Below are 15,981 nucleotides of genomic sequence, written 5' to 3'. Positions count from 1 at the left end.
GCTTACTGCTCCATCATCTCCGGGTCCATCACCGGCATTTTCGGTGTGCCTGGTGGGGTCACCTTCAGCAGCACCGCCAGGTGCCCGCCGTCGAGAAAGGTCAGCTGGCCGCCCTTGACGTTGCTGTTGCTTTGCCTGAACTGCTCGCTTTGCAGCACGTTGCCGTTGCCATCCAACTGGTTGACCCAGAAGTTGGCCTCGACGGTGATGAAGCGGCCTTCAGCGATGCTCAGGTTGCCTTCGATAGGGAAGTGCCCGAACTGTTCGGTGCCTTCGCCCAAGGCGATGCGGCTGGGTTCGCTGCCCACCTGCTGTTGCCAGGCCTTGTGCATCAGCACCGTGTAGTCGGCGGTGGCTTCCAGGCGGGTGGCTTCATCTTCAAGTGCTGGGGGGCGCTCGGCCTCTTTCGCCAGGCGTGGGGCGCCAGCGCTCCAGTCTTCGGGGGCGAACGGGCTGGTGAAGGCGGGCACGCTGTTCTGCCGCACCAGAATCATTTCTACCTGATACAGGCCTTCGGCGAAGGCCGCTGGGGCGAACAGCGCCAGCAGCAGGGTCAGGCAACGGATGGCACGCATGAGTCTTCCTTAGGCAGGCTGTGGGGTCAGGCGCTCGAACAGCGCCTCCAGGGTATTGAAACGTTCGTCGGGGCGTTCCATCGGTACCAGGAAGCGGAACTGGGTGGCGCCTTCGAACTTGTAGCGTTTGGGTTGACCCTGGATCAGCTTGATCAGGGTCAGTGGGTCGACCGGTGTTTCGGCTTCGAACTCGAGCTTGCCACCGTTGGGCCCCGCATCGACTTTCTTGATGCCGAGCTTTTCCGCGTGCAGCTTGAGTGACGTCAGGCGCATCAGGTTCTTGGTCGGCTCTGGCAGCAAGCCGAAGCGGTCGATCATCTCGACCTGCAAGTCCTTGAGGCCCTCTTCGTCGGCAGCCGAGGCAATGCGTTTGTACAGGATCAGGCGCGCATGCACGTCAGGCAGGTAGTCCTCGGGGATCAGTGCCGGCAGGCGCAGGTTGATCTCCGGGCCGCCACCCAGGGGTTGCTCAAGGTTCGGCTGGGTACCTTTACGGATTGCCTTGACCGCACGTTCGAGCATTTCCATGTACAGGGTGAAGCCCACTGCCTGGATCTGCCCGCTCTGGCCTTCGCCCAGCAGCTCGCCGGCACCACGGATTTCCAGGTCGTTGGTGGCCAGCACAAAGCCTGCGCCAAGGTCTTGCGTGTTGGCGATCGCCTCCAGGCGTTTTTCGGCATCGGCGCTCACCTTCTGACGGGTGGGTGTGAGCAGGTAGGCGTAGGCCTGGTGGTGGCTACGGCCAACCCGGCCACGCAGCTGGTGCAGCTGCGCCAGGCCGAACTTGTCGGCGCGCTCGATGACGATGGTGTTGGCGCTGGGCACGTCGATACCGGTTTCGATAATGGTCGAGGCCACCAGCACGTTGAAACGCTTGTGGTAGAAATCGCTCATCACCTGTTCCAGCTCGCGTTCGCGCATTTGCCCGTGGCCGATGCCGATGCGTGCCTCGGGCACCAGTTCAGCAAGGTCGGCGGCGCATTTTTCGATGGTTTTCACATCGTTGTGCAGGTAATACACCTGGCCACCGCGCAACAGTTCGCGCAGCAGCGCCTCCTTGACCGTGCTCTTGTTCTGTTCCATGACGAAGGTGCGCACCGACAGGCGGCGTGCTGGCGGCGTGGCGATGATCGACAGGTCGCGCATGCCCGCCACCGCCATGTTCAGCGTGCGCGGAATCGGCGTGGCGGTCAGGGTGAGGATATCGACCTCGCTGCGCAGCGCCTTCAACTGTTCTTTCTGGCGCACGCCAAAGCGGTGCTCTTCATCGATGATGGCCAGGCCCAGGTCTTTGAAGCGTACGTCGTCCTGCAGCAGCTTGTGGGTGCCGATGAGAATGTCGATCTTGCCTTCGGCAAGGTCCGCGGCGGCGGCGGCCACTTCTTTGGCCGATTTGAAGCGGCTCATCACTTCCACGGTCACGGGCCAGTCGGCAAAGCGGTCGCGGAAGCTGTTGTAATGCTGCTGGGCAAGCAGGGTGGTGGGCACCAGTACGGCCACCTGGCGGCCACTGTGCACGGCGATGAACGCCGCGCGCATGGCCACTTCGGTCTTGCCGAAGCCCACGTCGCCGCAGACCAGGCGGTCCATTGGCTTGGGTGCCAGCATGTCGGCGCGCACGGCCTCGATGGCGGCCTGCTGGTCCGGGGTTTCCTCGAACGGGAAGCCGGCGCTGAAGGTGGCGTAGTCGGCGGACGGGTCGGCAAACGCGTAGCCCTTGCGCGCGGCGCGGCGGGCATAGATGTCGAGCAGTTCGGCGGCCACGTCGCGGACCTGTTCGGCAGCCTTGCGCTTGGCCTTCTGCCAGGCCTCTGAACCCAGCCGGTGCAGCGGTGCCAGGGCGTCGTCGCTGCCGGTGTAGCGGGCGATCAGGTGCAGGTTGGCCACCGGCACATACAGCTTGGCGTTCTCGGCGTATTCCAGCGTCAGGAATTCGGCGGCCTGGCCGTCGATTTCCAGGGTGGCCAGGCCCAGGTAGCGGCCGACACCATGGTCGATGTGCACCACCGGCGCACCTTCGCGCAGCTCGGTGAGGTTCTTGATGACCGCGTCGTTGGCGGTTTCGCCGCGCTTGTCACGGCGCCGGCGCTGCATCACCCGCTGGCCGAACAGTGGGCTTTCGGCAATCAGGGCCAGCCCTGGATCGTCCAGCAGCAGGCCGTCGTCCAGCGGGGCGATGGTGATCGCCAGGCGCTCGGCACCGGTAATGAAATCGTCCCAGCCTTCGACGGTATGCGGGCGCAGCTTCAGCCGTTCGAGCAGTTCCAGCAGCACTTCCCGGCGGCCCGCTGATTCGGCGGTGAAGAGCACGCGGCCGGGGAACTGGTCGAGGAAGTTGGCCAGCTCGGCCAGCGGCTGGTTGGCCTTGGCCTCGATGGCCAGGTTGGGCAAGGCGCGCGCCGGGAAGCGCTCGCGGCCCACGCCAGGCTCCAGCGCTTCGCTGCTGACCACCACCCGGGGCCACTGCTTGAGCCGGGCGAAGCAATCTTCCACCGGCAGGAACAGCTCGGCCGGCGGCAACAGCGGCCGGCTGAGGTCGCCGCGGCGGTCTTCATAGCGCCCGCGCACGTCGTTCCAGAAGTGCTCGGCGGCCTGTTCCACACCGGGTAGCGAGAACACCTGGGTGTCGGTCGGCAGGTAGTCGAACAGGGTCGAGGTTTCTTCGAAGAACAGCGGCAGGTAGTACTCGATACCGGCGGGGATGATGCCGCTGGCCAGGTCCTGGAAGATTGCACTGCGGCGGAAGTCGACGTCGAAGCGCTCGCGAAAGCGTGCCTTGAAGCGGGTCACTTCTTCCTTCTGCATCGGGAATTCGCGTGCCGGCAGCAGGCGCACCGAATCCACCTTGTCGATCGAGCGCTGGGTCTCGGGGTCGAAGGTGCGCAGCGTCTCGATCTCATTATCGAACAGGTCGATACGGTAGGGCAGTTTGCTGCCCATCGGGAACAGGTCGATCAGCGCGCCGCGCACGGCGAACTCGCCGTGCTCGTAGACGGTGTCGACACAACGGTAACCGCTGGCCTCCAGGCGCAGGCGCATTTGTTCCACGTCGATGGTCTGGCCCACATCCAGCACCAGGCTGCTGCCCAGCAGAAAACGCGTGGGTGCCAGGCGGTGCAGGGCGGTGGTGATCGGCACCACGAGGATGCCGTGGCTCAGCTCCGGCAGGCGGTACAGGCTGGCGATGCGCTGGGAGATGATGTCCTGGTGCGGCGAGAACAGGTCGTAGGGCAGGGTTTCCCAATCGGGGAACGGCAGCACTGGCAGGTCTGGGGCAAAGAAGCGCAGCTCCTGCTCCAGACGGTCGGCGGCCTGGCTGTCGGCCGTCAGCAGCAGGGTGAAGCGGCCAGCGCTGCTGGCGGCTTCGGCGATGGCAAGGCTGAGGGCGGCACCGGGCAGGTTGCCCCAGGTTTGTTTGCCGGCCGTGGCCGACATTTGCGGTAGGCGCAGAACTGACACGGGAGATTGCACTCCAAGCGTTGCGGCAAAGAGACCGATTGTACCGGTGACAGTGCCGGCTGTCAGGCTCGAAAGGGCATGAACGCTGGCTTGCGTCACTGTGACAGGCACTCATTGCCGGTTCCGCGTTGGGGCGTCATAATGTAGCCCCTTTTTTCTGTCCCTACATGTGGAAGGTTCCCGTGACTCAGAAGCCCGACCAGTGTCTTGGTGAGTGGATTGATCGTGAAGCCCTGGCTGAAGCGATGATCCCGCTTATCGGTCAGCTCTACCGCAATAACAATGTGGTGAGCTCGATTTATGGCCGCAGCCTGATCAACCGTTCGGTTATCTCGATCCTCAAGGCGCACCGCTTTGCGCGCCACCGCCAAACCGACGAAACCGAACTGTCCGTCCACGAGACATTCCCCCTGCTCAAGGCCATGAGCGAGCTGAAACTGGGCGCGGCATCGGTCGACCTGGGCAAGCTGGCCAACAAGTTCAAGCAGGAAGGCAATGGCCGCACTGCCGAGCAGTTCGTCCGTGAAGAGCTGGCCGACGTGGTCGGTCAGCAGAACGCTTCGGCGCGCAAAGGCACCGACGTTGTCCTGTACGGCTTCGGTCGCATCGGCCGCCTGCTGGCGCGCATCCTGATCGAGAAGACCGGTGGTGGTGACGGCCTGCGTCTGCGTGCCATCGTCGTGCGCAAAGGCGCCGAAAACGACCTGGTCAAGCGTGCCAGCCTGCTGCGCCGTGACTCGGTGCACGGCCCGTTCGATGGCACCATCACCATCGACGAAGCCAACAACACCATCACCGCTAACGGCAACCTGATCCAGGTTATCTACGCCAAGAGCCCGAGCGAAGTCGACTACACCCAGTACGGCATCGACAATGCGCTCATTGTCGACAACACCGGCGTATGGCGTGACGCCGACGGCCTGGGCCAGCACCTGGCCTGCCCGGGTGCTGCCCGCGTGATCCTCACCGCACCTGGCAAGGGCGCGCTGAAGAACATCGTGCACGGTATCAACCACGGTGACATCACTGCCGATGACAAGATCATCTCGGCGGCCTCCTGCACCACCAACGCCATCGTGCCGGTGCTCAAGGCCATCAACGACCAGTACGGCATCGTCAACGGCCACGTCGAAACCGTTCACTCGTTCACCAACGACCAGAACCTGATCGACAACTTCCACAAGGGCAGCCGCCGTGGCCGTGCCGCGCCGCTGAACATGGTAATCACCGAAACCGGCGCCGCCACCGCTGCTGCCAAGGCACTGCCAGTGCTGAAGGGCAAGCTGACCGGCAACGCGATTCGTGTTCCGACGCCGAACGTTTCGATGGCCATCCTGAACCTGAATCTGGAAAAGGCCACCACCCGTGACGAGATCAACGAGTACCTGCGCCAGACCGCCATGCACTCGGAGCTGCACAAGCAGATCGACTACGTGGCTTCGCAGGAAGTGGTTTCGACCGACTTCGTCGGCTCGCGCCATGCCGGTGTGGTTGACGCAGAGGCGACCATCGCCAACGACAACCGCGTTGTTCTGTACGTCTGGTACGACAACGAATTCGGTTATAGCTGCCAGGTGGTTCGTGTGATGGAAGACATGGCTGGTGTGAACCCGCCAGCGTTTCCACGCTGATTCGCTTGTAAGGCAATGAAAAAACGGGAACCTTCGGGTTCCCGTTTTTTTTTATTCTGAATGTGTGTTGTCAGTGCTGGCCCTTTCGCGGGTAAACCCGCGCCTACAGGATTATCGCTGCCCCTGTAGGCGCGGGTTTACCCGCGAAGAGGCCAGCACCGGCAACCGAGAAACCCTACTGTGCGCACAGCCCTACTGTTCATTCTGCTGCTACTCACCGCCTGCAACCAGGGCCCCACCCTGGAGCGCCTGGGTGGCCCGACCATGGGCAGCAGCTACAGCATCCAGTATGTCCGCGAGCCTGGTGGCCCGGAGCCGGCCCTGGTGCAGAGGGCGGTGGAAACCATTCTGCACGACATCGACCACCACTACTCGACCTACCGCGGCGATTCCATCGTAAGCCAGTTCAACCGCTTACCTGCCGGCCAGTGCCTGGCCCTGCCGCCTGACATGCTCGCGTTGGTCAGCCTGGGCCAGCACCTTGCCGAGCAGAGCGATGGCGCCTTCGACCTCACGGTAGAGCCTTTGCTCGACCTGTGGGGCTTCGGCCCTCAGGCCCGTCACCAGCAGGTGCCCGAACCACAGGCACTGGCCCAGGTACGCCAGCGTGTGGGCTACCAGCACCTGCGCGTCAAAGGTCGAGCCCTGTGCAAGGATGCCCCGGTGCAGCTCGACTTCAACAGCATCGTCGCCGGCCATGCTGTCGACTTGATCGCTGCGCGCCTGCAGGCCATGGGTGTCAGCAGTTTTGTCGCCGAGGCCACTGGCGAGCTGAAGGCGGTTGGCCGCAAGCCTGACGGCAGCCCTTGGCGTATTGCCCTGGAACTGCCCCGCGAAGACCGTCAAATCGCCCGCCAGATCATCCCGGTCAATAGCCTTTCAGTATCAACCTCGGGTGACTATCGGCACTATTTCGAGCAGAATGGCCGGCGCTATTCGCACACCTTCGATGCCCGCCTCGGGCGCCCGGTCGAACATGACCTGGCTGCCGTTACGGTGCTGGACGCCTCAGCACTGCTGGCCGATGGCTATTCGACGCTGCTACTCATCCTGGGCCCACAGCAAGGCTGGGATTTTGCCGTGGCGCATGACTTGGCTGCGGTTTTGGTGACTCGAGCAGAGGGAGGCTTCGTCTCCCGAGCTACGCCCGCGTTCGAACGGGCAGTGAAAGGCCAGTGAAAGCACAAGCAGGGATGATTGCCGCCACGGAATGGGTGAAGCATATGTAGTGCGGGCAAAATTGGCCTACGACGCGACCAAGGGTTAATGTGCGCGGCGTTCAGGGTTGATTAGACTGCACCCGAATTTTCTCATGGCGCCCCGGCGGCATGATCGTGCCCCGCGAGCGACCGTGGCTTGCGGGCCAGTTCTGAAGGAGTACGCATGGCTGTCTACAACTACGACGTAGTGGTGCTGGGTTCCGGCCCGGCCGGTGAAGGCGCGGCAATGAATGCCGCCAAAGCAGGGCGCAAGGTAGCGATGGTCGATGACCGTCGCCAGGTCGGTGGCAACTGCACCCACTTGGGTACCATTCCGTCCAAGGCACTGCGTCACTCGGTGCGGCAGATCATGCAGTTCAACACCAACCCGATGTTTCGTGCCATCGGCGAGCCGCGCTGGTTCTCGTTCCCGGACGTGCTGAAAAGCGCCGAAAAGGTCATCGCCAAGCAGGTGGCATCGCGCACCGGCTACTATGCCCGTAACCGTGTCGACGTGTTCTTCGGCACTGGCAGCTTTGCCGACGAGCAAACCGTGGAAGTGGTGTGCCCGAATGGCGTGGTCGAGAAGCTCAACGCCAAGCACATCATCATCGCGACCGGCTCGCGCCCCTACCGCCCGGCCGACATCGACTTCCACCACCCGCGCGTGTACGACAGCGACACCATCCTCAGCCTCAGCCATACCCCGCGCAAGCTGATTGTGTACGGTGCCGGCGTGATCGGTTGCGAGTACGCTTCGATCTTCAGTGGCCTGGGCGTATTGGTCGAGCTGGTCGACAACCGTGGCCAGCTGCTGAGCTTCCTCGACTCGGAAATTTCCCAGGCGCTGAGCTACCACTTCAGCAACAACAACATCACCGTGCGCCACAACGAAGAGTACGAGCGCGTCGAAGGCCTGGACAACGGGGTGATCCTGCACCTCAAGTCGGGCAAGAAAATCAAGGCCGACGCCTTGCTGTGGTGCAACGGCCGTACCGGCAACACTGACAAGCTGGGCCTGGAAAACATCGGCATCAAGGTGAACAGCCGCGGCCAGATCGAGGTCGACGAGGCCTACCGTACCACCGTGCCGAACATCTACGGTGCCGGCGACGTGATCGGCTGGCCAAGCCTGGCCAGTGCCGCCCATGACCAGGGCCGGTCGGCCGCTGGCAGCATTGTCGATAACGGCAGCTGGCGCTTCGTCAACGACGTGCCGACGGGTATCTACACCATTCCCGAAATCAGCTCGATCGGCAAGAACGAGCAGGAGCTGACCCAGGCCAAGGTGCCGTACGAAGTGGGCAAGGCCTTCTTCAAGAGCATGGCGCGTGCGCAGATCGCCGGCGAGCCGCAGGGCATGCTGAAGATCCTGTTCCACCGCGAAACCCTGGAAATCCTCGGCGTGCATTGCTTCGGCTACCAGGCTTCGGAGATCGTCCACATTGGCCAGGCGATCATGAACCAGCCGGGTGAGCAGAACAACCTGAAGTACTTCGTCAACACCACGTTCAACTACCCGACCATGGCCGAAGCCTATCGGGTAGCTGCCTATGACGGCCTGAACCGGCTTTTTTGAGCGGCTCCGACCGGTGGCCTGAGCCGGTCGGAGAGACCGATTTCAACCCTACCCGAGGGTGGTCTTGGCCAAACCGGGAAAGTCTGTAATCAGGCTGTCCACACCAAAGTCAGCAAGCCGGCGCATCAGTGCCGGCTCGTTGACCGTCCACACCGACACATGCAAACCCTGGCCCTGTGCTTTGAGCAGGCGCTCGGGGGTGCACAGCGTCCAGTTCAATGCCAGCAGTTCGCAGCCGTAGTTCTGTGCCACCTTCAGCGGATCGAGCCAGGCGTATTCGGCCACCAGCCCGCGCTTCACGTCTGGCACCAGTTCCAGGGCGGCGCCCAGTACTTCGCGTGAGCTGGAGGTGATGGTCACCTTGTCCAGCAGGCCATATTGCTGGGCCAGTTCACGGATCGCCAGGACGGTGGTGGCCGCGCGGGTGCGCGAGGCGCTTTTCACCTCCAGTTGCCAGTGTTCGAACGGGCATTTTTCGAACAGCTCTTCCAGTTTCGGGATCGGGCAGGGCTGCACATGGCCCGGGCCGCCTTTGCGGGCATCGATCTTGACCAGTTCGGCGGCCGGGTGCTCGACCACTTTGCCGCGCCGGCCCGTGGTGCGCTTGAGGGTGGGGTCGTGGATGACCATCAGTTCGTTGTCGGATGACAAGTGCAGGTCCAGCTCGCAGCGGGTCACGCCATGGGACAGGCATTGCTGAAAGCTCTTCAGGGTGTTCTCGGGTGCTTCGCCCTTGGCGCCGCGATGGCCGTAGATCAGGGTCACGTTCGTTCCTTCAAATCAGGGAGAAATTGGCTCAGGAGGCGGGGTCGTTCAGTTCCAGCTGCTGGCGCCGTTGCTGTTGCTGGCGCTGCAGGATGTAACGCGCCAGCAGTTGTCGTTGGGCATCGGTCATGTCGATGAACTCGGTGCCGACTTCGAAGCCGCCCTCCGGGCGAGGGTCGCAATGGGTGATCTTGCCGCGCAGCAGCAGGCCATGGGCGCGCGGCATCAGCACCATTTTCACTTTCACCCGGGTGCCGGGGGCAATCTGTGTGGCTTGGGCGGATTCAATGCCGCCTTCGGAAATGACCACCGGCAGCGGCTCGCCGACCTCGCCAAGCAGGGTTTGTGCAACCACCGCGCTGAGCAAGTCGAGGCGCTTGTTCTGTGCCCGCAGGAACGCGGCGAGGGTGCGGTCCTTGTCGCTTAGCTGGCGCAACAGGTGTTGCGACTCGAAGTCGGCCAGGTGCAGCTCGCTGAGCAGGTTGAACAACGGCGAATCATCTTGCAACACATCTGGTTCAAGGGCTTCGGCCGCGCTAAGGGGGCTTATTTGAAGTGCGATCCGATCTTCGATGCGGTAGTATTCGCGGCGATCTTCTTCGTCTAATGTCGTCATGGCGAACCCAAGGTAGCGGCGGTGGTCCGAGTGTAAAGCCGCCGTAGGCGCCTCGCCACAAGGACGTTCCCTTTCATCCGAACAAGCCCCGACATGTTCAGACCTCTTTTCGCATTCATCGGCACGCGTTATACCCGTGCCAAACGTCGCAATCACTTCGTCTCGTTCATTTCCCTGACCTCGATGATCGGCCTCGCCCTGGGCGTGGTGGTAATGATCGTGGTGCTGTCGGTGATGAACGGTTTCGACCACGAGATGCGCACCCGCGTGTTGGGGATGATTCCCCATGCCACGCTGGAGAGCGGCCAGCCCATTGCCGACTGGCAGGCCCTTGCCCAACAAGTAAAGCAGAATCCGCAGGTGGTAGCGGTTGCGCCGTTCACCCAGATGCAGGGCCTGCTGACCCATGATGGCAAGGTGCAGAAGGTGCTGCTCAACGGCATCGACCCCGCTCGCGAGCGCGAGGTGTCGATCATCGACAACTTCGTCCTGCAAGGCCGCCTGGACCAGTTGGCGCCGGGCGAGTGGGGCATCATGATCGGCGACAAGGCGGCGGCCAAGCTGGGCGTTGCCATCGGCGACAAGCTCACCTTCGTTGCCCCCGAGGTCAGCGTGACCCCCGCTGGCATGTTCCCGCGCATGAAGCGCTTCACCGTGGTCGGCACCTTCCACGTTGGCGCGGGGGAGATCGACGGCTACCTGGGCCTGACCAACATCAGCGACCTGTCCCGCCTGCACCGCTGGAAGCCCGACCAGGTCCAGGGCCTGCGCCTGAAGTTCGACGACCTGTTCCAGGCGCCGCGCGTAGCCTGGAGCATCGCCCAGCAGCTGGGCGAACAGGAGTTCTATAGCCGTGACTGGACCCGTACCCACGGCAACCTGTACCAGGCGATCCGTATGGAAAAGGCCATGATCGGCCTGCTGTTGCTGCTGATCGTGGCGGTGGCGGCGTTCAACATCATTTCCACCCTGGTGATGGTGGTCAACGACAAGCGCGGCGACATCGCCATCCTGCGCACCCTGGGCGCCACGCCCGGGCAGATCATGCTCATCTTCATGGTCCAGGGTACGGTGATCGGGGTGATCGGTACCCTGATCGGCGCCGTCGTCGGGATCTTCGCGGCCCTGAACGTGAGCGCGGCGATCGCCGGCATCGAGACACTGATCGGCCACAAGTTCCTCAACGCCGACGTGTACTTCATCGATTACCTGCCGTCGCAGATCCTGGCCCAGGACGTGTACATGGTCTGCGGTGCGGCACTGGTCCTGAGTTTCTTCGCCACCCTGTATCCGGCCTGGCGTGCGGCCCGCACCCAGCCTGCAGAGGCGCTACGTTATGAGTGAGTCGCGCATGAGTGATAAAGCCGTTCTGAGTTGCCGCAACCTGGGCAAGTCCTACGACGAGGGCCCGGAGTCGGTGCAGGTGCTGTCCGGGCTCAACCTGGAACTGCAGGCCGGTGAGCGGGTGGCCATCGTTGGCAGTTCCGGCTCGGGCAAGAGTACCTTGCTCAACCTGCTGGGCGGCCTCGACCGGCCGACCCAGGGTAGTGTGTGGCTGGCTGGCGAAGAGTTGTCGGCACTGGGCGAGCGTGCCCGTGGCCTGCTACGCAACCGCGAGTTGGGCTTTGTCTACCAGTTCCACCACCTGCTGCCGGAATTCACCGCCATCGAGAACGTGTGCATGCCGCTGCTGATCGGCCGAACGCCCATCCCCGAGGCCCGGGAGCGTGCCGAGGCGCTGCTCAAGCGGGTAGGCCTGGGCCACCGCCTGAACCACAAGCCGGCCGAGCTTTCCGGCGGCGAGCGCCAGCGTGTGGCGATCGCCCGGGCGCTGGTCAACCGCCCCGGCCTGGTGATGCTCGACGAGCCGACCGGTAACCTCGACCACCATACCGCCCAGGGCATCCAGGAACTGATGCAGGAGCTGTCCAGCGCTTCGCGCACGGCATTCCTGGTGGTCACCCACGACCTCAACCTGGCGCGGCAGATGGACCGTGTGCTGAAGCTCGACGATGGCCACCTGGTGGCCATCTGATCGACTGCCGGGGTGGCAGGTGCTGCCCCGTTTTCCTGTTTCCATTGGGTGATTTCGTACATGTTCAGACCCTTGCCCATCTTTATCGGCGCGCGCTACACCCGAGCCAAGCGTCGCAACCACTTCATCTCGTTCATTTCGATGACTTCGATGATCGGCCTGTCGCTGGGCGTGCTGGCGATGATCGTGGTGCTGTCGGTGATGAACGGCTTCCAGCGCGAAATGAGCTCGCGCATTCTCGGCCTGGTGCCGCATGCCGCCATCCTGGGCGTGCAGCCGCTGGACGATTGGCACAAGGTGGCCGACGCCGCCATGAAGAATCCGGCGGTGATGGCTGTGGCGCCGATTACCGAGATGGAAGGCATGCTGTCGTACAAGGGCGCCATGCAGCCGATCCAGGTGGGTGGTATCGACCCGGCCGAGGAGGGCAAGGTTTCCATCGTTGGCCAGCACATCGTCCAGGGCCGTCTGCAGGGCTTGCAGCCCGGTGAGTTTGGTGTGGTTATCGGTGAGCTGACCGCACGCCGCTTCCGCCTGAACACCGGCGACAAGCTGACCTTGATCGTGCCGGAAATCAGCAAGGAACCGGGTGGCATCACCCCGCGCATGCAGCGCCTCACCGTGGTCGGCATCTTCAAGGTCGGCGCCGAGCTGGATGGGTCGCAGGCCTATATCCATGTTGCTGATGCAGCTGAGATGCAGCGCTGGGCGCCGGGCCAGGTGCAAGGTGTGCGCCTTAAGCTGCACGACCTGTATGCCGCTCCGCAGGTGGCCAAGGCGATTGCTGCCGGGCTTGGGGACGCCTACCGGGCCGATGACTGGTCGCATACCCAGGGCAGCCTGTTCAGCGCCATGAAGATGGAAAAGACCATGATCGGCCTGTTGCTGATGATGATCATCGCGGTAGCGGCGTTCAATATCATCGCCACCCTGGTGATGGTGGTGAACGACAAGGGGCCGGACATTGCCATCCTGCGTACCTTGGGCGCCACGCCGGCGCAGATCATGGGCACGTTCATGGTCCAGGGCAGCCTGATCGGCATTGTCGGCACGCTGATTGGTGGCGTACTGGGCGTGATTGCGGCGTTCAATGTGAGCCAGATCGTCGGCTGGCTGGAGCGGGTGAGCGGGCAGCACATCTTTACGTCGGATGTGTACTTCGTCAGCAGCTTGCCGTCGCAGTTGCAGTGGGGGGATGTGGCGATCATCTGCACCGCCGGCCTGGTGATGAGTTTCCTGGCGACCCTTTACCCGGCCTACCGGGCGTCGCAGGTGCAGCCGGCGATTGGCCTGGCGGTTTGATGTTTGCCTGAGATCCTGGGGGCGTAAAGCGCCCCAGGGTTACCGATCTTGAGCGAACTCGATCACGAATCGGGTCCACCCACCCTCGCACTCCGCCCGTATGCACCCGCCATGGGCCTGCACGATCGACCGGGTAATTGCCAAGCCCAACCCCGCATGCTCGCTGCTGCCTTCCCGCCGCGCCGGGTCCACCCGGTAGAAGCGGTCGAAAAGCCGCGGTAGAGCGGCCGGGTCGATAGCCAGCCCGGTATTGGCCACGTTGATCGTCGGCCCCGGCCCCAGGGTTACCTTGATCTGTCCTCCTGCCGGGGTAAAACGCATGGCGTTGTCCAGCAGGTTGGACAGCGCCCGGCGCAGCATATGCCGGTCGCCGTGCAGCACCGCTTCACCCTCGCGCAGCATCTGCACGTCGTTGTCTTCTGCCAGAGGCGCGTAGTACTCCAGCAGTGCATCCACCTCGTCATGCAGCGCCAAAGGCGCGTGCCCCGGTACCAGAAGGCCGTGGTCGGCCTTGGCCAGAAACAGCATGTCGTTGATCATCTGCGCCATCCATTGCAGTTCTTCCAGGTTGCCATGCAGCGCCTCTCGGTATTCTTCGAGGCTACGTGGGCGGGTGAGGGTGACCTGGGTGTGGGTCAGCAGGTTGGACAGCGGCGTACGCAACTCGTGGGCGATATCGGCCGAGAACGCTGACAGGCGCTGGAAGGCATCGTCCAGGCGCTGCAGCATCGCGTTCATGCTGCTGGCCAGCTCGGCCAACTCTTCGGGCATCTGCGCCACCGGCAGACGGGTGGTGAGCGAACGCGCTGACACGCTGGCGGCCACCTGGCCCATCTGCCGCAATGGGCGCAGGCCGCTGCGGGCGGCCCAGGCACCCAGTAGTGCGGTGGTTAGCGCCGACAGGCCGACCGTCAGCCAGATCAGCCGTTGCATGCCCTGCAGGAAGTGCTGGTGGTGGGTGATGTCGAGGTACAGGGTCAGTCGCGGCGACTGCATGGTGCCCTGTTTCAGGGGCACGGACAGGCTGCGGTAGTCGATGCCTTGCGCATGCAGGGTGGCCAGCCCGGTGGCCAGCGCTGCTTGCGGCAGCCCGCTGCGACTTTCGAACCAAGTGGCGCCATTGCTGGCGCTGATACGCAAGGCCAGGTCGGCCTGGTGACTCAGTTCATCGCGCAGGGCAGGCAGGCGGGCCTGGAGCTCATCAGCCGTGCTGACATCAGCCAGTTGCGTACGAAACAAGGACAGGCGCGAGTCCAGCAGTTGTTGGTCAAGTTCGACGAAGTGCTGCTCGCTGGCCCGGCTGAATAGCAGGCCGGCGCCCAGCGAGACAGTGGCGGTGCAGGCGGCGAACAGCAGGGCCAGGCGGTTACCGAGGGAAACCCGGCGCATCACTCGGTGCGCTCTTCGAGTACGTAACCCATGCCGCGTACGGTGTGGATCAGCTTGTTGGGGTGCGGGTCGTCGATCTTCAGGCGCAGGCGGCGGATGGCCACTTCGATCACATTGGTGTCGCTGTCGAAGTTCATGTCCCACACCTGCGAGGCGATCAGCGATTTTGGCAGCACCTCACCCTGGCGGCGCAGCAGCAGCTCAAGGAGTGAGAATTCCTTGGCGGTCAGGTCGATGCGCAGCCCGGCGCGCTCGGCGCGGCGGCGGATCAGGTCCAGGCGCAGGTCGGCCAGGCTCAGGGTCGTGTCCTGGCTCGGGCTGGTGCCACGGCGCAGCAGGCTGCGTACCCGGGCCAGCAGTTCGGAAAAGGCGAACGGCTTGACCAGGTAGTCGTCGGCGCCCAGTTCCAGGCCATGCACGCGATCCTCGACGGCGTCGCGGGCGGTCAGGAACAGCACTGGCGTATCCAGGCCTGCCTGGCGCACGGCCTGAAGAATCTGCCAGCCGTCGCGGTCAGGCAGCATCACGTCGAGGATCAGCAGGTCGTGGTCGCCGGTCAGGGCGAGGAACTGGCCGGTCTCGCCATCGGTAGCCAACTCGGTGGCAAAGCCGGCCTCGCTCAGGCCTTGGCTCAGGTACTGGCCGGTGCGGGCCTGGTCTTCGACGATCAGCAGTTTCATGCACTGTCCATATTCTGAAAGATTGTGCGTAGCCTATGGCGTCGCTTTACCGCTAGCACAGGGATAATGGGGTGGGTGAAATGATACGTGACGATGTGCCCGCTCGCCCAAACTGACGAAGTTGTAATGTGCCTGTCAGGTAACTGCCAGTCGCCCCGGCTAATGTGGCTTCATCCTGCTGTGTATTCCCGGAGTCATCATGAAACACCTGTTCATTGCCGCCACCCTTGCCCTGGGCAGCCTGCCGGCTGTCGCTAGCCAGGCGCAGAGCTTCGCCTTTGGCGAGCCTGCCCCGGCGGCCAAGGCCACCCGCACGGTCAACGTGGTGCTCAAGGACATTGCCTTCGAGCCCAAAAGCCTGCAGGTAAAAGCCGGCGAGACGGTGCGCTTCGTGCTGGTCAACGAGGGCAACCTGCCGCACGAATTCAACCTGGGCGACAAGGCCATGCATGCCGAACACCAGAAGGAAATGGTTGCCATGCAAGGCAAGATGTTCACCCAGGCGATGAACCACGAAGGCATGGATCACGGCAAGATGATGAGCCACGGCCAAATGATGGACCACGGCGATGGCCATGGTCACGGGGGTGGCAATACTGTGATGGTTATGCCCGGCCAACGCGCCGAGCTGACCTGGACCTTCCGCCAAACGGTGCCCATCGAGTTTGCCTGCAACGTGCCGGGGCATTACCAGGCGGGTATGGTGGGGGCATTGACCATTGAGTGACTGGCCCTGCAAGGCGGGGTGCAA

At 63.3% G+C, this 15,981-nt stretch carries 13 protein-coding genes; 7 read left to right on the top strand and 6 right to left on the bottom strand.

Annotated elements, in window-relative coordinates:
• Positions 1-2: 2 nt before the first annotated feature.
• Together ACZ889_RS23225 and mfd are read right to left on the bottom strand one after the other, a co-directional pair.
• Positions 3-575, bottom strand: a complete 573-nt coding sequence (locus ACZ889_RS23225; RefSeq protein WP_003248789.1) for a CsiV family protein — start codon at positions 573-575, stop codon at positions 3-5.
• 9 nt (positions 576-584) lie between these two features.
• The gene (gene mfd / locus ACZ889_RS23220; RefSeq protein WP_012053155.1) at positions 585-4,034 is read right to left on the bottom strand and encodes a transcription-repair coupling factor; all 3,450 of its coding nucleotides are present in this window, start codon (positions 4,032-4,034) and stop codon (positions 585-587) included.
• A 167-nt stretch (positions 4,035-4,201) separates the two neighbouring features.
• Between mfd and ACZ889_RS23215 the strand changes: the two genes are divergently transcribed.
• From ACZ889_RS23215 to sthA, 3 genes are all read left to right on the top strand, one after another.
• A complete protein-coding gene (locus ACZ889_RS23215; RefSeq protein ID WP_010953137.1) occupies positions 4,202-5,665 on the top strand; it encodes a glyceraldehyde-3-phosphate dehydrogenase in 1,464 nt (487 codons plus the stop codon).
• A gap of 180 nt (positions 5,666-5,845) precedes the next feature.
• Positions 5,846-6,844 (top strand): FAD:protein FMN transferase, encoded by a 999-nt coding sequence (locus ACZ889_RS23210; protein WP_476257847.1) that lies wholly within the window; start codon positions 5,846-5,848, stop codon positions 6,842-6,844.
• A gap of 204 nt (positions 6,845-7,048) precedes the next feature.
• Positions 7,049-8,443, top strand: a complete 1,395-nt coding sequence (sthA, locus tag ACZ889_RS23205; protein WP_003248797.1) for a Si-specific NAD(P)(+) transhydrogenase — start codon at positions 7,049-7,051, stop codon at positions 8,441-8,443.
• A gap of 48 nt (positions 8,444-8,491) precedes the next feature.
• Here sthA and ACZ889_RS23200 read toward each other — a convergent pair whose 3' ends face one another.
• Together ACZ889_RS23200 and ACZ889_RS23195 are read right to left on the bottom strand one after the other, a co-directional pair.
• Positions 8,492-9,208: a glycerophosphodiester phosphodiesterase gene (locus tag ACZ889_RS23200; RefSeq protein ID WP_003248799.1), complete on the bottom strand. Its 717-nt coding sequence runs from the start codon at positions 9,206-9,208 to the stop codon at positions 8,492-8,494.
• Between the two features lie 31 nt (positions 9,209-9,239).
• Positions 9,240-9,824 (bottom strand): PilZ domain-containing protein, encoded by a 585-nt coding sequence (locus ACZ889_RS23195; RefSeq protein WP_476257846.1) that lies wholly within the window; start codon positions 9,822-9,824, stop codon positions 9,240-9,242.
• Between the two features lie 93 nt (positions 9,825-9,917).
• Here ACZ889_RS23195 and ACZ889_RS23190 point away from each other — a divergent pair, with 93 nt between their 5' ends.
• The 3 genes from ACZ889_RS23190 to ACZ889_RS23180 are packed head-to-tail and all read left to right on the top strand — an operon-like array spanning position 9,918 to position 13,161.
• Positions 9,918-11,168, top strand: coding sequence for a lipoprotein-releasing ABC transporter permease subunit (locus ACZ889_RS23190; RefSeq protein WP_003248802.1), 1,251 nt, complete (start codon positions 9,918-9,920; stop codon positions 11,166-11,168).
• Positions 11,169-11,175: 7 nt separating this feature from the next.
• The gene (gene lolD / locus ACZ889_RS23185; protein WP_014753922.1) at positions 11,176-11,859 is read left to right on the top strand and encodes a lipoprotein-releasing ABC transporter ATP-binding protein LolD; all 684 of its coding nucleotides are present in this window, start codon (positions 11,176-11,178) and stop codon (positions 11,857-11,859) included.
• Positions 11,860-11,919: 60 nt separating this feature from the next.
• Positions 11,920-13,161, top strand: coding sequence for a lipoprotein-releasing ABC transporter permease subunit (locus tag ACZ889_RS23180; protein ID WP_003248806.1), 1,242 nt, complete (start codon positions 11,920-11,922; stop codon positions 13,159-13,161).
• Between the two features lie 39 nt (positions 13,162-13,200).
• Here the strand turns inward: ACZ889_RS23180 and cinS are convergent, their stop codons facing one another.
• Entirely contained in the window at positions 13,201-14,553 is a 1,353-nt protein-coding gene (cinS, locus tag ACZ889_RS23175) for a two-component system sensor histidine kinase CinS (RefSeq protein WP_180689528.1), read from the bottom strand.
• On the bottom strand, positions 14,550-15,230 hold the full coding sequence (gene cinR / locus ACZ889_RS23170; protein WP_476257845.1) for a two-component system response regulator CinR: 681 nt from the start codon (positions 15,228-15,230) through the stop codon (positions 14,550-14,552). Before cinR ends, cinS begins: the two co-directional genes overlap by 4 nt.
• Positions 15,231-15,429: 199 nt before the next feature.
• Here cinR and ACZ889_RS23165 point away from each other — a divergent pair, with 199 nt between their 5' ends.
• Complete coding sequence (locus ACZ889_RS23165) at positions 15,430-15,957, top strand: cupredoxin domain-containing protein (protein WP_014859663.1); 528 nt, start codon at positions 15,430-15,432, stop codon at positions 15,955-15,957.
• Positions 15,958-15,981: the final 24 nt, after the last annotated feature.

This window comes from Pseudomonas sp. TE3895 (assembly GCF_056278855.1).
This window is presented reverse-complemented; position numbering and strand designations above follow the sequence as displayed.